A 22,418-nucleotide genomic window follows, 5' to 3' on the forward strand; every position below is an offset into this window, starting at 1 on the left:
AGAGAGATATGTATGCAACCAGCTATCATCGCGCTTCTTCCGTGGAAGATGCCGTCCAGCTTCGGTCCGCCCATGAGGAAGGTAAATACCTTTCCGGCGGTATGACGCTGATCTCGACCATGAAGCAGCGGCTTGCCGCGCCAAGCGATCTGATCGACCTTCGCCACATTCCGGCGCTTCGAGGAATTTCGATCGAAGGCCGCCGGGTGAAGATCGGGGCCGCGACGCCGCATGCGGATGTCGCCGCCTCGCGGGAGCTTCGTGCCCTATGCCCCGCAATTTGCGATCTCGCCAGCCATATCGGCGATCCGCATGTTCGTCATATGGGCACGATCGGCGGCTCGATTGCCAATAACGATCCGGCTGCCGACTATCCGGCCGGTCTGCTGGGGCTTGGCGCCACCATCGTCACCGACCGCCGATCGCTCTCTGCCGACGATTTCTTCGTCGGTCTCTTCGAGACTGCATTGGAGGAAGGAGAAATGGTGACGGCCGTCACGTTCGACGCGCCGGAAAAGGCAGGTTATGCCAAGTTCAACAATCCGGCTTCACGGTTTGCGATGACCGGCGTCTTTGTCGCGAAGACCGCTTCAGGTGTACGTGTGGCGGTCACCGGCGCAGGCTCGGATGGGGTATTTCGTCATCCGGGCTTCGAGCAGGCTCTTGCCTCCAACTGGTCGGCCGATGCGTTGGCAAACATTTCCGTCGACCCGTCCAACCTGCTGTCGGATCTGCATGCGAATTCGGAATACCGGGCAAACCTCGTGAAAGTCATGGCAAAGAGGGCAATTGCTGCAGCCGGCTGAGGCGAATCGAGGCGAGAAAATCAGCGAGGAGAAGAGACAAAGCCGCTCTTCTCCTCGCTACTTGACGTGGATCAATTATCACGCTTTCGATATCGCTTAGGTTCTCCTTGGAATAATTCAAAAAAACGGGCCTTTTTGCCGCAGGTCGGTTTTATTCGCGCTTGGCGGGGTTGACGAAAAGCGCGGCTGAAATCAAAACCGAGGCAGGTTCTGGAGTGAGACATGGATTTCGAGGCATTTTTCAAGAGCGAACTGGACGCCCTTCATACGGAAGGACGGTATCGTGTGTTCGCCGATCTCGAACGGCATCGCGGTAATTTTCCGCGCGCGACGCGCCATACTCCGGATGGTCCGAGAGAAGTTACGGTCTGGTGTTCCAACGACTATCTCGGCATGGGCCAGCATCCAGCCGTGATCGAAGCGATGAAAGAGGCGATCGATCACTGTGGCGCGGGTGCGGGAGGCACCCGGAATATCTCTGGTACGACCCACTATCATGTTCTTCTCGAGCAGGAGCTTGCAGACCTGCACGGCAAGGAAGCCGGCCTGATCTTCAATTCCGGCTATATGTCGAACTGGGCGACGCTCGGCACGCTTGGCCAGAAGATCCCGGGGCTTATCATTTTCTCCGATGCGCTGAACCACGCATCGATGATCGAGGGGATTCGGCACGCCAAGTGCGAGCGCGTCATCTGGAAGCACAATGATCTCAACGATCTGGAAGCCAAGCTGGCGGCCGCGGATCCCAATGCGCCGAAGCTGATCGCTTTCGAATCCGTCTACTCGATGGACGGCGATATCGCTCCCATCAAGGAAATCTGTGATCTCGCCGACAAATACGGCGCGATGACCTATCTCGATGAGGTTCATGCCGTCGGCATGTACGGCCCGCGCGGCGGCGGCATCGCCGAGCGCGAAGGTCTGATGGATCGCCTGACGGTCATCGAAGGCACGCTCGGCAAGGCGTTCGGCGTGATGGGCGGTTACATCGCCGCATCGGCCGCGCTCTGCGACTTCATTCGGTCCTTTGCCTCCGGCTTCATCTTCACCACCGCCCTTCCGCCGACGCTGGCAGCCGGGGCGCTGGCCTCCATCCGGCATCTCAAGGCAAGCCCGTTCGAGCGGGTTCGCCACCAGGATCGGGTCCGCAAGCTGCGCACGCTGCTCGACCAGCGCGGTATTCCGCATATGCACAATCCGAGCCACATCGTGCCGGTCATGGTCGGCGATGCTGCAAAGTGCAAATGGATCTCGGATATCCTGCTCGACACCTGCGACATCTATGTCCAGCCGATCAACTATCCGACGGTGCCGCGCAAGACCGAGCGCCTGCGCATCACCCCGACGCCGCTGCATTCGGATGCCGATATCGAGCATCTGGTGGGTTCGCTGCACCAGCTCTGGTCGCGTTGCGCGCTCGCCCGTCACGTCGCCTGACCGATCTGAAGTCTGGATAAACGAATGGCCGCTTATGCGGCCATTTCCATTCCGGCGATGATTTCGCTAGCGCGGCGCCTTGCCTCGTCATCGGCTGCGAAGACCTCGTCCATGCTGCGTGCCGCTCCGTGGCCCTGCATTACCTCCATCACCTTTTCGGCCACATCCGCCATGCTCAGGAAGCCGATACGTCCTGCGCAGAAGGCATGGAAGGCGATTTCCTCCGCCGCGTTCAGCACCGCTCCCTGGACCCCGCCACGCTGCAACGCCGTCCGCGCGAGCCTCAAGGCCGGGAACCTCACCTCATCGGGAGCCTCGAAATCCAGCCTCGCCAGCTTAGCGAAATCCAGCCGCTCGACATCGAGTTTCGGTCGATCTGGATAGGTAAGCGCATAGCCGATGGCAGTGCGCATGTCGGGGCAGCCGAGCTGCGCCAGCACGGATCCGTCGGTGTAGCCCACCATCGAATGGATCACCGACTGCGGATGAACGATCACTTCGATCTGGTCGGGGCGAAGGTTAAACAGATGTTTCGCCTCGATCATTTCGAGCGCCTTGTTGAACATCGAGGCGCTGCCGATCGAGATTTTCAGGCCCATCGACCAATTGGGATGCGCACGGGCAACTTCGGCCGTCACGCCGGCCATCTGTTCGCGCGTCCAGGTGCGGAACGGGCCACCGGACGCCGTCAGCACGATGCGCTCGACAGCGTGATGCTGGTCATCCTCCAGCGATTGAAAAATGGCACTGTGCTCGCTGTCCACCGGGATCAGCCGGCCGCCACCTTCGGCAACCGCTCCGACGAAGAGTTCGCCGGCCGAGACGAGGCATTCCTTGTTGGCGAGAGCGATATCGGCTCCCCGTTTTGCAGCTGCCAGCGTCGGAGCAAGGCCGGCGGTGCCGACGATCGCGGCCATGACCCAGTCGGATTGACGCGCGCCTGCCTCGATCAACGCCTCACGGCCGGCCGCAATCTCGATGCCGGTGCCGGAGAGCGCATCTTTCAATGCGGCATAATGCGTTTCGTCGGCGGTCACGGCAAACTTGGCGCCGCAGCTTTTTGCCTGCGCGGCCAGAAGCGGGATATTGGCGTTGCCGGTGATTGCCACGACCTCAAAAGCGTCGAGCCCGCCAAGCTGATCTACCACGTCGAGCGTGTTGACGCCGATCGAACCTGTCGAGCCGAGGATGCTGATGCGACGTTTGCCGGTTTCGGCCATGATCTTTCCTGTTTTACTAAACTGCCGCTGGTCTACAAGCGAAAGTCGCGGCTCACAAGAGCAGGCTTGATTTCAGGCCCGGCCGCGACCACGTGCAGCTTGATGCTTTCCATACTTTCGGGTGAAACAGGGCGATGAATCAGATGCGAGACATCCAGACGACATGCGTCATTGCAGGGGCAGGGCCGGCGGGGCTGATGCTGGGTTTCTTGCTGGCACGAGCGGGCGTGGATGTCGCGGTCGTCGAAAAGCACGGCGATTTCCTTCGCGACTTCCGGGGCGACACCATTCATCCCTCGACGCTGGAGGTCATGCACGAGCTCGGTATTATCGAAGAGTTTCTGAAGCTGCCGCATACGCGGGCGCCGAAACTTTCCGCGGAAATGGGCGGCCGCACGGTCATCATTGCCGATTTCTCCCGCCTGCCGGTCAGGAACCGCTTCATCGCCTTCATGCCGCAATGGGATTTCCTGAATTTCATGGCTGCCCAGGCGCAGCACTTCCCGAACTTCCGACTGATCATGCAGGCGAAGGTGGCGGGTATTCTGGAAGAGCGGGGCAAAGTCGTCGGCCTGGAAGTCGAGACGCCGGAAGGAAAGTTCAATATTCATTCGCATCTGGTCGTCGGCGCGGACGGCCGCAATTCCGTGGTGCGGGAAAAGGCCGGGCTTGCCGTCGAGAGTTTCGGTATACCGAGCGAAGTCGTCTGGATGAAACTCTCCAAGCAGCCGGGTGATCCGAACCAGGTAATGGGGCATGCCGGCCCGCGCCAGGGTTTTGTGCTGATCGACCGTGGCGATTATTGGCAGTGCGGATATGTCATCCGCCGCGGAGCTTTTGCGGAAATCCGCGAGAGAGGTCTCGAGGCCTTCCGCCAGATGGTGATCGACGTGTCGCCGCTGCCGGCCGATCGCATGCAGGAAATCGGCAGTTTCGACGACACAAGCCTGCTGACGGTGCGGATCGATCGGCTGAAGCAGTGGTGGCGTCCCGGCCTTCTCTGCATCGGCGATGCAGCCCACGCCATGTCGCCGATCGGCGGCGTCGGCGTCAACCTGGCCATTCAGGACGCGGTCGCTGCCGCCAATATCCTATCCGAGCCCCTTCGCAACAGCCGTCTATCCGATGGAGATCTGGCGGCGGTCGAGAAGCGCCGCAGCTTCCCCACCAGGGCGACGCAAAAACTGCAACTGATGATGCGCAGCAGCCGGCGCAGCGATCAGGCGGACGAGCAGAAACGCCAAGGCCCGCCCGCCTTCATCCGCAGCATCGCGCGTTGGCCCGCACTTGCCCATCTCGCCGGCCGTCTGATCGGGCTCGGCTTCCGGATGGAACACGTCCGGCCGCGCTGATGTGGCCTACTTCTTGACGCCCATGACCTCGGCGCAGCGCGAGAGGCTGAAGCCTTCGCCATCCGTATCATTCGTCGCGCGCAGCATGCGGATCGATTTGTCCGGCCCGGTGGTGATCTGAAGTTCGCAGAAGAGTTCTTCCGTGCGGGCCGGGGAAACCAACTGCGGCGCTACCGGCTGACCCGAAATGCCGAAAGACGAGCTTTTGGTGGTCGTGACGGTGTTTCCGTCAGCCTTCTTGTGCGTCTCGGTCGTCGTGCGGGTGACCCGGTTGGCGTCCTGGTTGGCCGGTTGCGGTGTCTGGTATTGAGCTGGGACATAACGCGTCGTCTGACCGCCGACCCAGGTATAGATCGTACCACCGTCATTCAAAGGAAAGGAAGAGACCGGCGGGCCGTAATAGGTAAAGAAGGAATCGACCGGCTGGCCGATCCATTTTGACTGGATCGCCTTATTGGCTTCTTCGGTCGTCGTGCAACCGGCGATGACAACGGCCAGCACACCCAGCGCAGCCGCGCGGGAAAAACTCAGTTTCATTGATTGACAGCCCCCTTGAGTAATCTGCCGCTACCCCACATGCGGCAGCAGGATTTTTATGGTCGGTTAACCTTTCATGCAATCCGGCGCCGGCCAGCTACGGAGGATGTCCACAGGCAGGAGAGCAACCTTTCAACCTGTGCCTCGTTGAGACGAAAGCGAGGTTTGAGGTCCGTCATGTTCATGCTGGGAAGAATGTTAACGATGGCGATGGCGCTCCTCGGCGGCATCTTCTTTTCGCAGGCCCCTGAATTCGCGCAGCAATACCGGCAAAGGATCGGAGGGGCGCTGGACGAACTGAAGATCCTGATTTCCGAGTTCGACGCCCAGGCCAATCATGCCGGTCTGGATCGGCAGGCCGCGCTCAATATCTATTCCGCTTCGCCGGAGACATTTCTCCGGCGTCAGGGCGAGGCGATGCGGCGCACTTTTGCGCGTTATGAGGTGCTGGCAGAGCAGCAGCACGAGCTTATGCTTGCGCCGCCGCTGAGGAGGCCGTTCGTGGTGCTGCAACGGCCGGATTCCACCACTTTCGCCAACGCCTGGCGCGACTTCGTTCCGGCGGTACCGGTAGATATGGCAGGCTTGATCTGGGCGGGCGGGGGATTGTTCTGCGGCTGGGTGGCTGCAATTCTATTCGGCATGATCGGTCGCGGTACGGTGCGGCTGGCGCGACCGAAGCGGATTTCGCAAGGCCCCGCTGCGGTATTCTGACCGGCCACGTGAAAAGCTGCGAATCACTTCCTTGTCGCGGGAAGGGACCATACTTCGGGTGGCGCCATAACCATCTGGGTGCTCGAAACGCTGGCGAGCTGCGGCCGTTGAAGCGGAACGGGGGCTTGCAGCGGCAGCGTCAGATCGTCTGCTTCTGCCACGAGGCTTGCCTGCTGGACATCATTGACGGCCATCAGTGCCGGCGATGTGGAAAGATGAGGCGCGAAGCTCAGGATATATTCATCCGCCGGCTTGGGTGCGGGGGTCTGCAACTCGCCGTCGTCGCCGCGTTTCTCGTAGAAGGCATTCCCGCCGGCGACGGTGACGTAGTGCATGTTGTCATAGGGAAATCTCAGTCCCTCGCGATGAAAGAACATCGCCTCCTTCACCTGAGGATTGCGCTCGCCGCGAAGGATGGCGTCAGCGGCCTCATCCAGCTCGACCGCCGCCTGTTCCTTGAGTGGGCGCGTCATCACGCCGGGTGCAAACTGCCTTTCCTGACCGACAACGCCGCAGATGGTGTCCGGATAAGCTCCCGACGTCAGGCGGTTCATCACCACGGTACCGACCGCCATCAGCCCGTCTCGGCTCGACCGTTTCGATTCGAAATACATGGCGCGTTTCAGGCATTCACGGTCCGATGCCGTGTAATTGTAGAGCTTCTTCTTCGGGATATTGCCAATGGGAGCGGAAGTCTTGACGGTCTCGCTCTTGATCGCGGACGTGGTCTGGGACGAGGTACAACCTGCCAGAAAAACGATTCCGATTAGGAAAACCGCCCTTCGAAAAAGGGAGTATTCAATCGCCGCCATGAGCGTCCCCGCCATCGTATGTTCACAAATCATTTCGGCGTGAAAGATTTGCCTCAAACGCCGCATTCGATCAAGACTAATCTATAGGGGCGGAAAAGGTTAATAAATCCTTGCGCCCGAGGCGGGGACCGATGAGCGGAAGGCCGGGAACGGGGAGATCGCATGGACCGTGTTGAAATGGTGATCCCAGATGGATTCGAACCATCGGCCTCAGGATTAGGAATCCTGCGCTCTATCCTGCTGAGCTATGGGACCACTTGGGGAACTCCATACAAAAGGTGAGGCGTTAAGCCAAGCCTTTTGTCTCACTCATTCCGTAAGCCGCTGTTCGACCAGCCGAACCCAGTAGGAGATGCCGAAGGGGATCGCTTCGTCGTCGAAGTCGTAATGCGGGTTATGAAGGGCAGCCGTATCGCCGTTGCCGATGAAGATAAAGGCGCCGGGCCGGCGCTTCAGCATGAACGCAAAGTCTTCGCCGGCCATGCTGGGGTCGACATTCGCGTCTATGTTGGAAGCACCCACCACATCGGTCGCAACCCGGATCGCATGTTCGGTTTCCTGGTCGTGGTTGACGGTCACTGGGCACCTGCGTTCGTATTCGATGGCCGCTTCCGCGCCATGGGCACTGACGATGCCGTCGACGATCTGTCGGATCCTCGTCTCGGCGAGATCGCGCGTCTCTTCGCTGAGCGTTCGCACCGTACCCCAGAGCGTCGCTTGGTCGGGAATGATGTTATGGGTCGTGCCGGCATCGAAACGGGTTACCGAAATGACGACCGAACGGACTGGATCGGCATTGCGTGCGGCAATCGCCTGCAGACTGCCGACGAGTTGCGAACCGATGAAGATCGGGTCGACGGTCCGGTGCGGCTGGGCGGCATGGCCGCCGCGGCCGTTGATGGTGATGGTAAAGCGGTCGGGTGCTGCCATGATGCCGCCTTTGCGGATGGCGAACTGGCCGAGCGGGATTCCGGGCATGTTGTGCATGCCATAGACTTCCTCGATGCCGAAGCGCTCCATCATGCCGTCCTCGATCATCGCCAGCGCGCCGGCACCGCCTTCTTCGGCTGGCTGGAAGATCAGGGCGACGGTGCCGTTGAAGTTTCGGGTTTCGGCGAGATATTTCGCCGCACCGAGCAGCATGGAAGTGTGCCCGTCGTGGCCGCAGGCATGCATCCTGCCAGCAGTCTTCGAAGCCCACGGCCTGTCGGTCAATTCCTTAAGGGGAAGCGCATCCATGTCGGCGCGCAGCCCGATTGTGCGACCTCCGGGGCCCTTGCCGCGGATGATGCCGACGACACCGGTGCGGCCTATTCCCGTGACGATCTCGTCAACGCCGAATTGCTTCAGCTTCGCGGCGACAAAGGAAGCCGTATTTTCGACTTCGTAAAGGATTTCAGGATTTTCGTGAAGATATCGCCGCCACTCGCTGACTTCGCCCTGAAGTTCGGCGGCCCGGTTCAAAATTGGCATAATGTTCCCTGTTCTAGTTACTCACGCGGATATGAATCGTCCTCCCCCGAAGATAGTGCCCATCGTGATTGACGCAATCAATCTTCTTTGCCATTGCTTGGCCACATAGGCCGCATATGCGCCACACTCGTTAAGCTGTTCGAACGAGGGATGATCTTGCCGATTTCTTGCATCCGCTCCGGGGCTTCCGCCCGGATGATCTCAACTGTGGTGGCCTTCGGCCTTCTTGCGTCCGCCGGAAGTGCCGCGGCCAATCCGAAGATGGTGGTCGATGTCAGGACCGGCCGTGTGATCGCCCACGAGGACGCCTTCCGCAAATGGTATCCGGCATCGCTGACCAAGCTGATGACGGCCTATGTCACCTTCAAGGCGCTGAAGAGCGGGAAGCTTGCGCTGGATACGCCGGTTATCATGAGCAAGAAGGCGACGGATCAGCCGGCGAGCAAGATGTATTTCAAGCCCGGCTCCAAGCTGACCATGGATAGCGCGCTGAAGATCCTGCTCGTGAAATCGGCAAATGATATCGCCGTCGCTGTTGCCGAAACGGTCGGCGGTTCAGTCGATCAGTTCGTCGCTCTGATGAACAGCGAAGCGGCGCGCCTCGGCATGAACTCGACACGGTTCATCAATCCTCACGGCTTGCCGGGCAAAGGGCAATACACCACCGCCCGCGATCTTGCGGTGCTGGCGTTGCAGCTCAAGCGCGAATTCCCCGAATATCAGGGTTACTTCTCCCTGGAGGGGATCAGCACCGGCAAGAAGGACTATCCGAACTACAATACCCTGATCGGGCGGTTCGACGGTGCCGACGGCATGAAGACCGGCTTCATCTGCGCCTCGGGCTTCAACCAGGTTTCCTCTGCGACGCGCGACGGGCGTACGGTGATCTCCGTCGTTCTGGGGGCTGACAGCCTTGCGGGACGTGCGGACGATTCGGCCAACCTCCTGCAGCAGGGGCTCATGGCCTCGTCTGCCGAAGGCGTGCCGCTGTCGTCGCTTGCACCTTACGGCAATACGGCGGCAGTCACCGATGTCAGCGCCGAGATCTGCAACCCGAAAGCAGCCAAGGTGCGGAGCGAGAACCGCGACGACGCCGGTCGAACGGTGCTGCATTCGCCTTATATCCACGAGATGACCCGGCCGCCGGTCTACAGCTTCGCGGGGCTTATTCCCGGAAGCGAGCAGGTCGCCTCGACCGTGGGCGCAAACGAGATCGCGAATGTGCCGATCCCGCAGCCACGCCCGACTTTCTGAGCATTGGAATAGATCATGTCTTCTGCCCGCAACCGAATTCCGGTTTCCATCCTCACCGGTTTTCTCGGTGCCGGAAAGTCGACGCTTCTCAACCGTATCCTGAAGGACCCGGGCACCAGCGGCACGGCCGTCATCATCAATGAATTCGGCGAGGTCGGCATAGACAACTTTCTCGTCGAAGCGTCTGGCGATGCGCTGGTGGAACTTTCCAACGGCTGCCTCTGCTGCACGGTCCGCGGAGAACTCGTCGATACGCTTGCCTATATGATGGACGGCATCCAGACGGGCCGCCTGAAGCTGATCCGCCGGGTGGTGATCGAGACGACCGGTCTTGCCGATCCGGCGCCGGTCATGCAGTCGGTTATGGGCAACCCGGTCATTGCGCAGAACTTCGAGCTCGACGGCGTCATCACGGTAGTCGACGCGGTGAATGGGCTTTCGACGCTCGACCGTCACCCGGAGGCGGTGAAACAGGCCGCCGTGGCAGACCGGTTGGTCATTTCAAAGCTTTCCATGGCCGATGCGGCTGAGATCGGTGCTCTCAAGGCGCGGCTGGCGGCCCTCAATCCGCGCGCGCCGATGATGGATGGCAACAGCGAGGGAGCCGGCGTGGCGGCCATTCTCGAGAACGGCCTCTATGATCCGGCCACCAAGATCGCCGACGTGGACCGCTGGCTGCGCGACGAATTGGCGAACGACGATCACGGCCATGACCACCATGATCACGGTCACCATGAACACGATCATCATCATGGGCACGGTCACCACCATCATCACGATGTAAACCGTCACGGCGACGACATCCGCTCGTTCTCAATCATTCACGACAAGCCGATCGATCCGATGGCGATCGAGATGTTCACCGATCTTTTGCGTTCGGCGCATGGCGAAAAGCTTCTCAGGATGAAAGCCGTCGTGGCGCTGTCCGACAATCCGGACCGGCCGCTCGTGCTGCACGGCGTGCAGAGCGTTTTCCATCCGCCGCAGCGTCTGGCGAAATGGCCTGCGGGATCCGACCGACGCACCCGGATGGTGCTGATTACGCAAGGGTTGCCGGAAACGTTCGTTTCGGATCTCTTCGCCGCCTTCACCGGTCAGCCGCGCATCGACCGCCCCGACCGTGCGGCGCTGGAAGACAACCCGCTCGCCGTGCCTGGTATGCGCATATAGGGCGTCAACCCTTGCGGATCAGAAAGCGATGACCGGTTTCGGTCTTTTCCGAACGGATGATCTGGTGGCCTTCCTGGCTGCAGAAATGCGGGATGTCGATCCCGGCAAGCGGGTCGGTGGTCTCGATCAGGAGTTCGGTGCCGCTGTGCATTTCCTTGAGCCGGCGCCGGGTCTTCAGCACGGGCAGTGGACACTTCAGGCCTCTCAGATCATAGAGGCCTTCGGTCGCCACGCTCACTCCTTGCTCCAGAACTTCCAGAACGGCTTCTTCTTCTCCTCGGTGATCGGGGGAGCCGCATAGGCAAGCGGGTTCTGTGCGGGAATCGGAACCGTGGTTGTGGTGCCCTGAGCAGAAGCGACGGTCGCAGTGGAGGCCGGTGCGTTGTCGCCCGGTACGCGATCCTGCTTCATGCGCTCGGCGGCAGTCGCAGCGCGCGGCGAAGGAGCGGCGGACGCAAGCACGGTATTGGCAGGCTTCGGCTGGGCCGCTGCCATCCGCTTTTCCATCATTTCCTTGAATTCTGCTTCGCTCATCAGCTTGCCGGCCTCAAGCGACGTGCCGGTCGGCGCATAAGCAAGCTCGCGGCCCTTGCGCTTGGCGGCAACCACTGCCTTGCGTTCGGCTTCCGTCGGCTCATACCAGACCTTGCCCTCGAACTTGTCGATGGCTTTCTGGTAGGCGACCTCGTAGGTCTTGCCGTAGGATGTCAGAGCGCTTGCAAGCGCCGGCGGTGTGGACATCGGCGGGCAGGCCGCGGCAGCCGGGCCGAACTTGCCGTCACCGTCAAGCTGCTGGTTGAACACATATTTTTTCTCGCAGACGGCCACTTCCGGCGGGCGTTTGGTGACTTCGAAATGGTCGTAGCCTGCCTTCACCATCTTCCAGAAATCGTAATTCGGATTGTCGCGGTGACGTGCCATGTTTTCCGCCGTCATCCGGAAGGGGAAGGCCTGAAGCTGCACCGTGGTCTGGCCGCCCTTGAACGCATCGCGGGCAAATGCGTAGATTTCCAGAACCTGCTCGTCGGTCATGGAATAGCAGCCGGACGACGAACAGGCGCCATGGATCATCAGGTTCGATCCGCTGCGGCCGTTTGCCTGGTCATAGCGGTTGGGAAATCCGGTATTGATGGCGAGATAATATTTCGAGTTCGGGTTCAGGTGCGCCGGCGTCAGGTTGTAGAAACCTTCAGGCGCCTGACGGTCGCCTTCCTTGACTTTCGGACCCAGCTTCCCGGACCAGGCGCATATCTGATAGCTGGCGATCACGTCGAAGCGATTGTCGGCCTTCGCCTTCCAGACCTCCAGCACCCCTTCTTCCTTGAAGATGCGGATCATGATCGGCGAATTGCGCGGCATGTTCTTCTTCTGCATTTCCGCAACGATGCGGGAAGGCAGAGGCTGTTCGACCTTGTTCTTGACGCTCTTGAGGTCAATACTTGCGGAATCGAGCGTGTCATTGCAGCCCGTTAGGGCGGTCGCGACGAGAAAGGCGAGAGCGATGTGTTTCAGGCGCATCGAGACGGACCACATGAACTTGGAACGTTTACCGGGTTCGGTACTGGCTACAATCAATAAAGCGGTAAGCTTTACATCTTCTTAACCGCTTCGATCCGCCTGTCTAGAGAAACCGTCCCAGTTTCACTGTTATCAGCAATATGGCTAAATTTGGCTGTTTCGGCGAGAAACGTCGACAGATCAGAGGTTGCGGCCGATATCGAGGAACTTTTGCCGGCGTGCGGCTCTCAATTCCTCGCCCGAAAGCCTGCTCATGTCCTGAAGCGCCGAAGCGATCACCGTGCCGGTTGCTGCAATCACCGTGTCGGGCTCGCGATGCGCGCCGCCGACGGGTTCTGGGATGATCTCGTCGATGATGCCGAGAGCCTTCAAGTCTTCGGCGGTTATCTTCATGTTCGTCGCAGCCTCGCGGGCACGGGTCGAATCGCGCCAGAGAATAGAGGCGGCACCTTCAGGAGAAATGACCGAATAGATCGAATGTTCGAGCATGTAGACGCGGTTGCCGGTGGCGATGGCGATCGCTCCGCCGGAGCCGCCCTCGCCGATAACAATGGAAATCATCGGAACCTTGACGGCAAGGCACATCTCGGTGGAGCGGGCGATTGCTTCCGCCTGGCCGCGCTCTTCGGCGCCGACCCCGGGATAAGCGCCGGCAGTATCCACCAGCGTGATCACGGGCAGGCCGAAGCGGTCGGCCATTTCCATGACGCGGATCGCCTTGCGATAACCTTCCGGGCGAGGGCTGCCGAAATTGTGCTTGAGGCGCGTCTTGGTGTCATGGCCTTTTTCCTGGCCGATGACGGCGACCGGCATGCCGTTGAATCGGGCAAGGCCGGACTGGATGGCGGCGTCCTCGCCGAAATTGCGATCGCCCGCAAGCGGCGTGAAATCGGTAAACAGCTTTGCGGCGTAGTCGACGAAGTGAGGGCGCTGCGGATGGCGCGCGACCTGTGTTTTTTCCCAGGCGCCAAGCTTGGCGTAGATTTCCCTGGTCGCTTCCCTGACCCGGCTTTCGAGCCTGCCGATCTCTTCGGACGTATCGATGCTCTCGTCTTCCGAGGCAAGCTTTTTGAGCTCGTGGATTTTTCCTTCGAGGTCAGAGATTGGCTTTTCGAAATCGAGATAGGTCTGCATGAGATCCGGTTTCCGGTTGTTTATCTCGGGAACAAGAGGGTCCCCAATTTCGGTTTGGCGCCTCTAATCCCGGTTTTTGGCCTGTTTTGCAAGAGGGTGATGCGTTTCGACCAGTTCGCGCAGCCGTTCTTCCAATACATGCGTATAGATTTGCGTGGTGGAAATGTCTGAATGTCCAAGCAACTCCTGTACCACGCGAAGGTCCGCTCCGTTCTGCAAAAGATGGCTGGCAAAGGCATGGCGCATCACATGCGGGGAGATTGCGGCGGCTCTAAGTCCCGCCCGCGCGGCGAGCGCCTTGAGATCGCGGGCGAAAACCTGTCGCGGAAGATAGCCTTCCTTGCCGGCGGAAGGGAAAAGCCAGGGGCTGCTGCCGGTCTTTGCGAGGGAGGCCTGGCGGAAACCGCTATAGGTCTTGAGGGCGGCGATGGCGGCGCGGGAGAGCGGGACCAGACGCTCCTTGTTGCCTTTTCCCTTGATGATGAGGAACCGGCCTTCCTGATCCAGGACTTTTGCCGGCAGCGATACCAGTTCACTGACGCGCATGCCGGTGGCATAGAGAAGTTCGAGCAGCGCCAGCATTCTGACGCGGGAAAGCTGATCCGGTGCAGGGTCGGCTGCCTCCTTGGCCGCAAATTCGAGCAGCCGTGTTACCTCGCCCTCGCCCATCGTTTTCGGCAACGTCCGGCCTTTTTTGGGCGCGTCGAGGATTGCCGTCGGATCATCGCCCCGCAAGCCCTCCGCATAAAGGAACTTGTAGAATTGCCGCATGGCGGAGAGCCGTCTTGCCTGGGAGGATGCAGCAAAACCCTGTTTGCTGAGGTGGGTGAGATAGGCTGCGAGGTTATTGCTTGCCGCAGTCAGCGGAGAAGTCCCGATCACCGCCAGGAAGGAATGGAGGTCTTCGAGGTCGCGTTCATACGAAGCCAGCGTGTTGCCGGCAGCCCCCCTCTCGGCGCTCATCATTTCGAGAAAGGCTTCGATGTGGGCGGCGGAGAGATCGACCATCGCTGTCTTTCGCTATTTCTGCGGGGGAGCCGGATTCAGCCGCTCCGAAGGGATGCGCACGGTGACATCACGCTCGCGCGGATCCACCAGGGTCACAAGCGCCACCATGCTTCCATAGACGATGCCCGCAATCACAGCCAGCACGAACAGGAAGCGGAAAAGGGTGGGCATCGAAAACTCCGTGACGTTGCGACGCAATATATCGATAAAGGTTTACCGAACCACAAGAACAAACAATCCTCCATCGTCTTTGGGGGCAATGGCTTGACGCTGCCCAAGCATTTGTCGATACCGTTTTTCAAACGGACTACGATGATGACTGAAGCTGCTACCTCCGCCGGCCCGACACTCAGCGAACAGGCGCGTGCCGTGCTCGGTTCGCGCAATCTGATCTTCGTCGGCCTTATGGGCGCCGGGAAATCGGTGATCGGCCGGCTGGTGGCGCAGAGCCTGTCGATTCCGTTCATCGACACCGATGCGGAGATCGAGAAGGTTTCGCGGATGACGATCAGCGAGCTCTTCGCAGCCTACGGGGAGGTGGAATTTCGCGCATTGGAAACGCGGGTCATCGAGCGCCTCCTGAGGAATGGGCCACGCGTCATCTCCACCGGCGGCGGCGCCTTCATCAACGAAAATACCAGACGACAGATCAAGGCGGGCGGCATCTCGGTCTGGCTGAAAGCCGATCTCGATGTTTTGTGGGAGCGGGTGAACAAACGCGATCATCGACCGTTGCTCAAGACCGAGAACCCGAAGCAGACGCTCGAGAATTTGATGAACCAGCGATATCCGATCTATGCAGAGGCGGATCTGACCGTCCGGTCGGAGAATGTCCGTAAGGATGTGATGGCCAATGCGGTGCTTGCCGCCATTGTTGCCATCGGCAAGCGTCCCAATGAAGGTGAGTTGCAATGAATATGTCGTCCCGATCTCCGGACCGTCCTCTGGAGCGTGTTGTGCACGTACCGCTTGGCGAGCGGGCCTACGATATCCTGATCGGCCCAGGCTTGATTGGCCGCGCCGGCGGCGAGATCACGTCGCGGCTTAGGGGACGCAAAGCTGCGATCATCACAGACGAACACGTTGCGCCGCTTTATCTGGAAGCGCTGATGGACAGCCTGCAGACGGACGGCATCGAGGCGGTATCGCTGACATTGCCGGCGGGGGAGAAGACCAAGAGCCTTGAGCATCTTGCGACAGTCGCCGACATGGTACTGGCAGCGCGGATCGAACGAAACGATGCGGTGATCGCGCTCGGCGGCGGCGTGATCGGCGATCTCGCCGGATTTGCCGCCGGTATCGTGCGGCGGGGCGTGCGCTTCGTGCAGATCCCGACCACGCTTCTGGCGCAGGTGGATTCGTCTGTAGGGGGCAAGACCGGCATCAATACCCGGCATGGCAAGAACCTGCTCGGCGTCTTCCACCAGCCCGACCTTGTCCTTGCCGATACGGCCGCGCTCGATTCGCTTTCGGTGCGGGAGTTCCGCGCCGGTTATGCGGAAGTCGCCAAATACGGGCTGATCGACAAGCCCGACTTCTTCGTCTGGCTCGAGAAGAACTGGAAGCATGTTTTTGACGGCGGCGCAGAGCGGATCGAAGCGATCGCCGCGAGCTGCCAGGCCAAAGCAGACGTGGTCGTGGAAGACGAGCGCGAGAACGGCCGGCGCGCCCTTCTCAACCTTGGCCACACCTTCGGGCATGCGTTGGAAGCGGCAACCAACTATGACAGTAGCCGACTGGTGCATGGCGAAGGCGTGGCAATCGGCATGGTTCTGGCGCACCAGTTTTCTGCACGGCTCAATCTTGCGAGCCCGGACGATGCCCAGCGCGTCGCTGCACACCTGAAAGCCGTCGGATTGCCGATCTCGATGAACGACATTCCCGGCGAGCTGCCGCCTACCGAGAGGCTTCTGGAGGCGATCACGCAGGACAAAAAGGTCAAGAGCGGCAAGCTTACTTTCATCCTCACGCACGGTATCGGCCAGTCGTTCGTTGCGGATGACGTTCCGTCTTCCGAGGTGCTTGGATTTCTGGAGGAAAAGCGGCCGAAATGACATCCAAGGGAGGCCTGCTTTCGCGCGCTGTCAACGCGGTGATCCGCGGGCTGCTTCGTTCGTTCGGCGTTTCTCTTTCACAGGAAACCCTCACGCTCTCCACGCATGACGATCTGCATGCGGCACTCGACGCGATGCACCGCGACCGCAATTTCGACCGTCAGGACCGCGACCGTTTGAGCGGCCTCTTCGAACTCGAAGAACTGGAGGTCTCGGATGTCATGAAGCACCGCACTGCGATGCGGGCGATCAATGCCGACGATCCGCCGGAAGTCGTGGTGCGCACGGTGCTCGAAAGTCCTTATACCCGCATGCCTGTCTGGCGGAACTCGACGGAGAACATCATTGGCGTCGTGCATGCCAAGGATCTGCTGCGTGCTCTTGCAGACCAGAATGTGCATCCGGAAAGCATCGAAATCGTCAAAATTGCGCAGAAGCCATGGTTCGTGCCTGACAGCACGAGTCTTAAGGATCAGCTGAATGCTTTTCTGCGTCGCAAGATGCATTTTGCGGTGGTTGTCGATGAATATGGCGAGGTGCAGGGGATCGTCACCCTGGAGGATATTCTGGAGGAGATTGTCGGCGATATCGCCGACGAGCACGACATCGAGATCCAGGGGGTGCGCCAGGAGGCGGATGGTTCGATCGTGGTCGATGGTTCGGTGCCAATCCGCGACTTGAATCGCGCGCTCGACTGGAACCTCCCCGACACGGAAGCGACGACGATTGCGGGCCTCGTCATCCACGAATCGAAGCTGATCCCGGAAGAGCGGCAGGCGTTCACGTTTTACGGCAAACGGTTCATCGTGATGAAGCGGGAGAAGAACCGGATTACGAGATTGAGGATACGGCCGGCGGAAGACGTCACTCTGCCGGCGGAATAGGGGCTTTCCGCAAGCCATCCCTTGCTGGCGTGCTGTCCTGCTCCTATCTAAGACCCGTCACCAGCGGGTCGGTTCGCCCGGTGCGGCTGTCTCCACCGCGAGGGCGTGGAGCCCGGCGTCAAGTTCAGGCTTCAGAAGCGCATTCACCATCCGATGCCGATCGATCCGGCTCAATCCTGAAAATTTTCCCGAGACGATGCGGACTCGCATGTGAGTTCCCTCCGCTCCCGTGAAATGTGGCTGATGACCGGCGTGCTGCTGGCTTTCATCGATGACATACAGCCGTTCCGGTTCGAGATGTTCGGCAAGCGTGGCTTCGATACGGTCTCGGGCGGACATGGTTGGCTCCGTTGCGATGCGAGAGGGGCATCCCACAAACCAGTAAGAAAGCGCTTTGTCAATTCTTGCCGCGCCCTGTTCGCCACCCCATAATGAGGGCCTTATGAAACTCGACTCCAAATATTTCGACCGTATCCGGACGCGCCGGAAAAGGGAGGAGGACACGCCTCCCCAGGCACCGACTTGCCAATGGGACGGGTGCGACAAACCCGGTGCCCATCGCGCCCCCGTCGGCCGCAACGCCGAAGGGCAGTTTTTCCTGTTCTGCTTCGAGCACGTCAAGGAATACAACAAGGGCTACAATTATTTCTCCGGCCTCTCGGACACGGAGATCGCGCGCTATCAGAAGGAGGCGATCACCGGCCATCGGCCCACCTGGACCGTCGGCGTCAACAAGGCTGCCAAGGATGCGCCGCTGCACACTACGGCGCGCTCGGGAGCTCCGGGCGCGCAACAGCGGTTCAAGGATCCCTTTGGCTTCGTATCTCAGGCACGCGCCGGGGGCGGATCGCGCTTCCAGACGCAGGGGCGCAAGCTCAAGACTCTCGAGGCGAAGGCTTTCGATACAATGGGCCTGGCGGCCAATGCCACGGGCAGCGAGATCAAGAGCCGCTACAAGGACCTGGTCAAGAAGCATCACCCGGATGCAAACGGCGGAGACCGCGGTTCCGAAGAACGTTTTCGCGCCGTTATTCAAGCATATCAGTTGTTGAAGCAGGCGGGTTTCTGCTAAGCCGTAAAAATTATGGCAGTGAGGACGACGGCTCGGGCGGCGGCTCGCGCCTTGGAGAGATGATGAGTAAGATTGATCTAGACATTTCCAATCTTCCCGATACCACCGTTTCGGTTCGGGAAGCTTTCGGCATCGATACCGATTTGAAGGTTCCCGCCTACAGCAACGGCGACCCGTACGTTCCGGACCTCGATCCCGACTATCTTTTCGACCGCGATACCACCCTCGCCATTCTCGCAGGCTTCGCGCATAACCGACGCGTCATGGTATCCGGCTTTCACGGTACCGGTAAGTCGACCCATATCGAGCAGGTCGCCGCCCGCCTCAACTGGCCCTGCGTGCGCATCAACCTCGACAGCCATGTCAGCCGTATCGATCTCGTCGGCAAGGACGCGATTGTCCTGAAGGACGGCAAGCAGGTGACGGAATTCAAGGACGGCATCCTGCCCTGGGCCTACCAGCACAATGTCGCGCTTGTCTTCGACGAATACGACGCTGGCCGTCCGGACGTGATGTTCGTCATCCAGCGCGTGCTGGAATCCTCCGGCCGCCTGACCCTGCTCGACCAGAGCCGCGTCATCCGGCCTCACCCGGCATTCCGCATCTTCGCGACCGCCAACACGGTCGGCCTCGGCGATACGACCGGCCTCTATCACGGTACGCAGCAGATCAACCAGGCACAGATGGACCGCTGGTCGATCGTGACCACGCTGAACTATCTGCCGCACGAGAAGGAAGTCGATATCGTTGCCGCCAAGGTGAAGAGCTTCGGGGCGACCGCCGAAGGCCGCGAGACCGTCTCCAAGATGGTGCGCGTTGCCGATCTTACCCGCTCGGCCTTCATAAACGGCGATCTCTCGACCGTCATGAGCCCGCGTACCGTCATCACCTGGGCTGAAAACGCCGAGATCTTCGGTGATATCGCCTTTGCCTTCCGCATCACCTTCCTCAACAAGTGCGACGAACTGGAACGCACGCTGGTTGCCGAACAGTACCAGCGGGCCTTCGGCGTGGAATTGAAGGAAAGCGCCGCCAACATCGTTCTTGGAGCGTAAGCGCGGAAAAACGTCATGGCAGGTCGCGGAGACAATTCGAAAGCCAAGCCCGGCGGTCCGGTTGATACCGAGCCGCTGCGCCGGGCGATTACCGGCTGTGTGCGCTCGATCGCCGGCGACAGCGAGGTCGAGGTTTCGTTCGCCAACGAGCGGCCGGGCATTGCCGGCGAGCGCATTCGCCTGCCGGAAATCTCCAAGCGGCCTACGGCGCACGAGCTTGCGGTGACCCGCGGCCTTGGCGACTCCATGGCGCTCCGGCTTGCCTGCCACGACACGAATGTCCATGCCAGCATGGCGCCTCAGGGTGCCGATGCGCGCGTGGTGTTCGATGCGGTCGAGCAGGCGCGGGTGGAATCGATCGGCGCCATCAGGATGGCGGGTGTCGCCGCCAATCTGAGTGCCATGCAGACGGAAAAATATGCAAAGGCGAATTTCTCCGGCATCGAGCGTCAGGAAGACGCGCCCGTCGGTGAGGCTATCGCCATGTTGGTACGCGAAAAGCTGACCGGCGTGAAGCCTCCGGCCAGCGCCGGCAAGGTGCTCGATCTTTGGCGGCCGTTCATAGAGGACAAGGCCGCCGGCGATCTCGACAATCTCAGGGGTGTCATCGAAGACCAGCAGGCCTTCGCCAAGCTCGTGCGTCACATGCTCACCTCCATGCAGATGGCGGAGGAGTTCGCGGACGAGGACACCGAGCCGGAGGAAATGGAGAATCCCAGCGAGGAAGACCAGCCTCGCAGCGGCGAGACCGAGAACGAGGAGATCGAAGAGGAGGCCGGCTCCGATGCCGCTCCCGCCGAGCAGAGTGAGGCCGCCGACGAGGAACTCGACGATGGCGAGATGGACGGCGCCGAAATGTCCGACGAGGACATGTCGGAAGACAGCGACGAACACTCGGAAACTCCCGGCGAAACACGTCGGCCCAACAGCCCCTTCGACGATTTCAACGAGAAGGTCGATTACAGGATCTTCACCCAGGAATTCGATGAAGAGGTCACGGCCGAGGAGCTTTGTGACGAGGCCGAACTCGATCGCCTGCGCGCTTTTCTCGACAAACAGCTTGCTCACCTGCAGGGCGCGGTTGGCCGGCTGGCAAACCGCCTGCAGCGCCGTCTGATGGCGCAGCAGAACCGCTCCTGGGATTTCGACCTCGAAGAAGGTTACCTCGATCCGGCGCGCCTCGTGCGCCTGATCATCGATCCGATGCAGCCGCTCTCCTTCAAGAAGGAGCGCGATACCCAGTTCCGCGATACGGTTGTCTCGCTCGTCATCGACAATTCGGGATCGATGCGCGGCCGGCCGATCACTGTCGCAGCAACCTGCGCGGACATTCTTGCCCGCACGCTGGAGCGCTGCGGCGTCAAGGTGGAGATCCTCGGCTTCACCACGAAAGCCTGGAAGGGCGGTCAGTCGCGCGAAAAATGGTTGGCAGGCGGAAAACCCGCCACGCCCGGGCGTTTGAATGACCTCCGACACATCGTCTACAAGTCGGCCGATGCCCCCTGGCGCCGCTCCCGCCGTAATCTCGGCCTGATGATGCGCGAGGGGCTGCTCAAGGAGAATATCGACGGCGAAGCACTGATGTGGGCGCACCAACGCCTGATCCATCGTCCGGAGCAGCGCAAGATCCTGATGATGATCTCCGACGGCGCGCCGGTCGACGATTCGACGCTGTCGGTCAATCCGGGCAATTATCTCGAACGGCACTTGCGGGCCGTCATTGAGCAGATCGAGACCCGTTCGCCTGTTGAACTGCTGGCGATCGGCATCGGCCACGACGTTACCCGGTATTATCGAAAGGCTGTGACGATCGTCGATGCCGACGAACTTGCCGGCGCGATGACCGAGCAGCTTGCCGAACTGTTTGCGGAAAAGGGTGGCAAGCCCGCTGGCCGTATGCGTCGGGCAAGCTGAGGTATCCTTTGAAGCTTGCGCGCTTCACCCTTTGCCTCGGCATTTTTGGCGTTCTGGCGTCGCCGGTTGCGCCGGCAACCCAAACCGTGTCGATTACCGCTCGGGCGATCACCCAGTTCAAGGCGGGGTCGAAGGAGACCCGGTTCGGTGCTTTGGAGTTCCTCGGGGGCATTCAGTTCTCGTCGTCGGATGGGCGGCTGCAATCCTTGTCGGCCATCCGGTTTCGCCCGGATGGAAGCAGCTTCGTGTCCGTCCTCGACACGGGGGAATGGCTGAGCGGCCGGATCGAGCGCGATGCAGCAGGCCGACTTTCCGGGCTGGTGGAGCTTTCGATCAACCCGATCCTCATCCGCGGCGATCGTGCCGGCTCCAAATACAATTCGGATGCCGAGGGGCTAGCCCTTCGGAAAGGGCAGGCGGTCGTCGGTTTCGAACAGCTGCATCGCATCGATGTCTACCCGGATCCCGGCTTCGAACAATCCGGGCCGCGGACGACGCTCGACAATCTCATCCCGCGCCGCGAATTCCGGATGAATGCCGGCATGGAAACCGTGGCGGCATCGCCGGAGGCCGGCGCTCTCAAGGGCTCGCTGATCGTCGTGACGGAGCACAGCCTCGATGACGAGGGCAACCTTTTCGCAGCAATCCTGGAAGGGCCGCTGAAGGGCGTCTTCAAGGTCGTCCGTCACGACCCCTACGACGCGACCGACGGCGCCTTCCTTCCCGACGGCGATTTCCTGCTGCTCGAGCGCCGCTTCAGTTACCTCGGCGGTCTCGGCATGCGCATCCGGCGGATCAAGGCAGAAACCATTCGTCCGGGCGCCGTAGTCGACGGCGAGGTGCTCATCGAGGCCGATATGGGCTATGCGATCGACAACATGGAAGGGCTCGACGTGATCCTGGGGGCGGAGGGCAAGCCGCACCTTATCCTCGTGTCCGACGACAACGGCAACATCCTGCAGCGCAACGTGATGCTGGAATTCCGGCTGGACCAGTGAGATCAG

General features: G+C 60.5%; 22 protein-coding genes, 1 tRNA gene and 1 pseudogene. 13 read left to right on the top strand and 11 right to left on the bottom strand.

Going from position 1 to position 22,418, the window contains the following annotated elements; all coding sequences use genetic code 11:
- Positions 1-8: 8 nt before the first annotated feature.
- Both EDE09_RS13045 and hemA read left to right on the top strand, forming a co-directional pair.
- Positions 9-806 (top strand): xanthine dehydrogenase family protein subunit M, encoded by a 798-nt coding sequence (locus EDE09_RS13045; RefSeq protein ID WP_132410881.1) that lies wholly within the window; start codon positions 9-11, stop codon positions 804-806.
- Between the two features lie 222 nt (positions 807-1,028).
- The gene (gene hemA / locus EDE09_RS13050; RefSeq protein WP_105372713.1) at positions 1,029-2,243 is read left to right on the top strand and encodes a 5-aminolevulinate synthase; all 1,215 of its coding nucleotides are present in this window, start codon (positions 1,029-1,031) and stop codon (positions 2,241-2,243) included.
- 32 nt (positions 2,244-2,275) lie between these two features.
- On the opposite strand, the gene dxr is transcribed toward hemA, so the two are convergent.
- Entirely contained in the window at positions 2,276-3,463 is a 1,188-nt protein-coding gene (gene dxr, locus EDE09_RS13055) for a 1-deoxy-D-xylulose-5-phosphate reductoisomerase (protein ID WP_132410882.1), read from the bottom strand.
- Positions 3,464-3,597: 134 nt separating this feature from the next.
- Between dxr and EDE09_RS13060 the strand changes: the two genes are divergently transcribed.
- Positions 3,598-4,815, top strand: a complete 1,218-nt coding sequence (locus tag EDE09_RS13060; protein ID WP_132410884.1) for an FAD-dependent oxidoreductase — start codon at positions 3,598-3,600, stop codon at positions 4,813-4,815.
- A gap of 6 nt (positions 4,816-4,821) precedes the next feature.
- Here EDE09_RS13060 and EDE09_RS13065 read toward each other — a convergent pair whose 3' ends face one another.
- On the bottom strand, positions 4,822-5,352 hold the full coding sequence (locus tag EDE09_RS13065) for a hypothetical protein (RefSeq protein WP_132410886.1): 531 nt from the start codon (positions 5,350-5,352) through the stop codon (positions 4,822-4,824).
- A 183-nt stretch (positions 5,353-5,535) separates the two neighbouring features.
- Here EDE09_RS13065 and EDE09_RS13070 point away from each other — a divergent pair, with 183 nt between their 5' ends.
- A complete protein-coding gene (locus EDE09_RS13070) occupies positions 5,536-6,066 on the top strand; it encodes a DUF2937 family protein (RefSeq protein WP_348631318.1) in 531 nt (176 codons plus the stop codon).
- Positions 6,067-6,089: 23 nt separating this feature from the next.
- Here EDE09_RS13070 and EDE09_RS13075 read toward each other — a convergent pair whose 3' ends face one another.
- The 3 genes from EDE09_RS13075 to EDE09_RS13085 all read right to left on the bottom strand — a co-directional run bounded on the left by EDE09_RS13075 (position 6,090) and on the right by EDE09_RS13085 (position 8,351).
- Positions 6,090-6,878, bottom strand: a complete 789-nt coding sequence (locus tag EDE09_RS13075) for a cell wall hydrolase (protein WP_132410890.1) — start codon at positions 6,876-6,878, stop codon at positions 6,090-6,092.
- A gap of 178 nt (positions 6,879-7,056) precedes the next feature.
- Positions 7,057-7,133, bottom strand: a tRNA-Arg gene (locus EDE09_RS13080).
- A 54-nt stretch (positions 7,134-7,187) separates the two neighbouring features.
- Positions 7,188-8,351, bottom strand: a complete 1,164-nt coding sequence (locus EDE09_RS13085) for a M20 aminoacylase family protein (RefSeq protein ID WP_132410892.1) — start codon at positions 8,349-8,351, stop codon at positions 7,188-7,190.
- Between the two features lie 150 nt (positions 8,352-8,501).
- Between EDE09_RS13085 and EDE09_RS13090 the strand changes: the two genes are divergently transcribed.
- Positions 8,502-9,605 carry a D-alanyl-D-alanine carboxypeptidase family protein gene (locus EDE09_RS13090; protein WP_165924172.1) on the top strand — a complete coding sequence of 368 codons (1,104 nt, stop codon included), beginning with the start codon at positions 8,502-8,504 and terminating at the stop codon, positions 9,603-9,605.
- Positions 9,606-9,620: 15 nt separating this feature from the next.
- Complete coding sequence (locus EDE09_RS13095; protein ID WP_132410894.1) at positions 9,621-10,775, top strand: GTP-binding protein; 1,155 nt, start codon at positions 9,621-9,623, stop codon at positions 10,773-10,775.
- Between the two features lie 4 nt (positions 10,776-10,779).
- On the opposite strand, the gene EDE09_RS13100 is transcribed toward EDE09_RS13095, so the two are convergent.
- From EDE09_RS13100 to EDE09_RS13120, 5 genes are all read right to left on the bottom strand, one after another.
- A complete protein-coding gene (locus EDE09_RS13100) occupies positions 10,780-11,013 on the bottom strand; it encodes a sulfurtransferase TusA family protein (protein ID WP_132410896.1) in 234 nt (77 codons plus the stop codon).
- Positions 11,010-12,293 (bottom strand): murein L,D-transpeptidase family protein, encoded by a 1,284-nt coding sequence (locus tag EDE09_RS13105; protein WP_132410898.1) that lies wholly within the window; start codon positions 12,291-12,293, stop codon positions 11,010-11,012. Before EDE09_RS13105 ends, EDE09_RS13100 begins: the two co-directional genes overlap by 4 nt.
- Before the next feature lie 180 nt (positions 12,294-12,473).
- Positions 12,474-13,427: an acetyl-CoA carboxylase carboxyltransferase subunit alpha gene (locus tag EDE09_RS13110; protein ID WP_132410900.1), complete on the bottom strand. Its 954-nt coding sequence runs from the start codon at positions 13,425-13,427 to the stop codon at positions 12,474-12,476.
- Positions 13,428-13,490: 63 nt separating this feature from the next.
- On the bottom strand, positions 13,491-14,435 hold the full coding sequence (xerD, locus tag EDE09_RS13115; protein WP_105372704.1) for a site-specific tyrosine recombinase XerD: 945 nt from the start codon (positions 14,433-14,435) through the stop codon (positions 13,491-13,493).
- 12 nt (positions 14,436-14,447) lie between these two features.
- The gene (locus EDE09_RS13120; protein ID WP_105372703.1) at positions 14,448-14,606 is read right to left on the bottom strand and encodes a hypothetical protein; all 159 of its coding nucleotides are present in this window, start codon (positions 14,604-14,606) and stop codon (positions 14,448-14,450) included.
- A 144-nt stretch (positions 14,607-14,750) separates the two neighbouring features.
- Between EDE09_RS13120 and EDE09_RS13125 the strand changes: the two genes are divergently transcribed.
- The 3 genes and pseudogenes from EDE09_RS13125 to EDE09_RS13135 all read left to right on the top strand — a co-directional run.
- Complete coding sequence (locus tag EDE09_RS13125; protein ID WP_105372777.1) at positions 14,751-15,350, top strand: shikimate kinase; 600 nt, start codon at positions 14,751-14,753, stop codon at positions 15,348-15,350.
- Positions 15,347-16,489 carry a 3-dehydroquinate synthase gene (gene aroB, locus EDE09_RS13130; RefSeq protein ID WP_205839342.1) on the top strand — a complete coding sequence of 381 codons (1,143 nt, stop codon included), beginning with the start codon at positions 15,347-15,349 and terminating at the stop codon, positions 16,487-16,489. Before EDE09_RS13125 ends, aroB begins: the two co-directional genes overlap by 4 nt.
- Before the next feature lie 11 nt (positions 16,490-16,500).
- Positions 16,501-17,373: pseudogene (locus EDE09_RS13135) on the top strand (transporter associated domain-containing protein); the annotation flags it as partial.
- A 57-nt stretch (positions 17,374-17,430) separates the two neighbouring features.
- Here EDE09_RS13135 and EDE09_RS13140 read toward each other — a convergent pair.
- Positions 17,431-17,712: a BolA family transcriptional regulator gene (locus tag EDE09_RS13140; RefSeq protein ID WP_105372701.1), complete on the bottom strand. Its 282-nt coding sequence runs from the start codon at positions 17,710-17,712 to the stop codon at positions 17,431-17,433.
- Positions 17,713-17,815: 103 nt separating this feature from the next.
- On the opposite strand from EDE09_RS13140, the gene EDE09_RS13145 reads away from it, so the two are divergent.
- From EDE09_RS13145 to EDE09_RS13160, 4 genes are all read left to right on the top strand, one after another.
- Positions 17,816-18,445 carry a J domain-containing protein gene (locus tag EDE09_RS13145; RefSeq protein ID WP_105372700.1) on the top strand — a complete coding sequence of 210 codons (630 nt, stop codon included), beginning with the start codon at positions 17,816-17,818 and terminating at the stop codon, positions 18,443-18,445.
- Between the two features lie 62 nt (positions 18,446-18,507).
- Positions 18,508-19,500, top strand: a complete 993-nt coding sequence (cobS, locus tag EDE09_RS13150; RefSeq protein WP_105372699.1) for a cobaltochelatase subunit CobS — start codon at positions 18,508-18,510, stop codon at positions 19,498-19,500.
- A 15-nt stretch (positions 19,501-19,515) separates the two neighbouring features.
- Complete coding sequence (gene cobT, locus EDE09_RS13155) at positions 19,516-21,414, top strand: cobaltochelatase subunit CobT (protein ID WP_105372698.1); 1,899 nt, start codon at positions 19,516-19,518, stop codon at positions 21,412-21,414.
- An 8-nt stretch (positions 21,415-21,422) separates the two neighbouring features.
- Positions 21,423-22,412 carry an esterase-like activity of phytase family protein gene (locus EDE09_RS13160; RefSeq protein ID WP_105372697.1) on the top strand — a complete coding sequence of 330 codons (990 nt, stop codon included), beginning with the start codon at positions 21,423-21,425 and terminating at the stop codon, positions 22,410-22,412.
- Positions 22,413-22,418 lie beyond the last annotated feature (6 nt).

It is taken from the genome of Neorhizobium sp. S3-V5DH, assembly GCF_004343065.1.
Lineage (GTDB): Bacteria > Pseudomonadota > Alphaproteobacteria > Rhizobiales > Rhizobiaceae > Neorhizobium > Neorhizobium huautlense.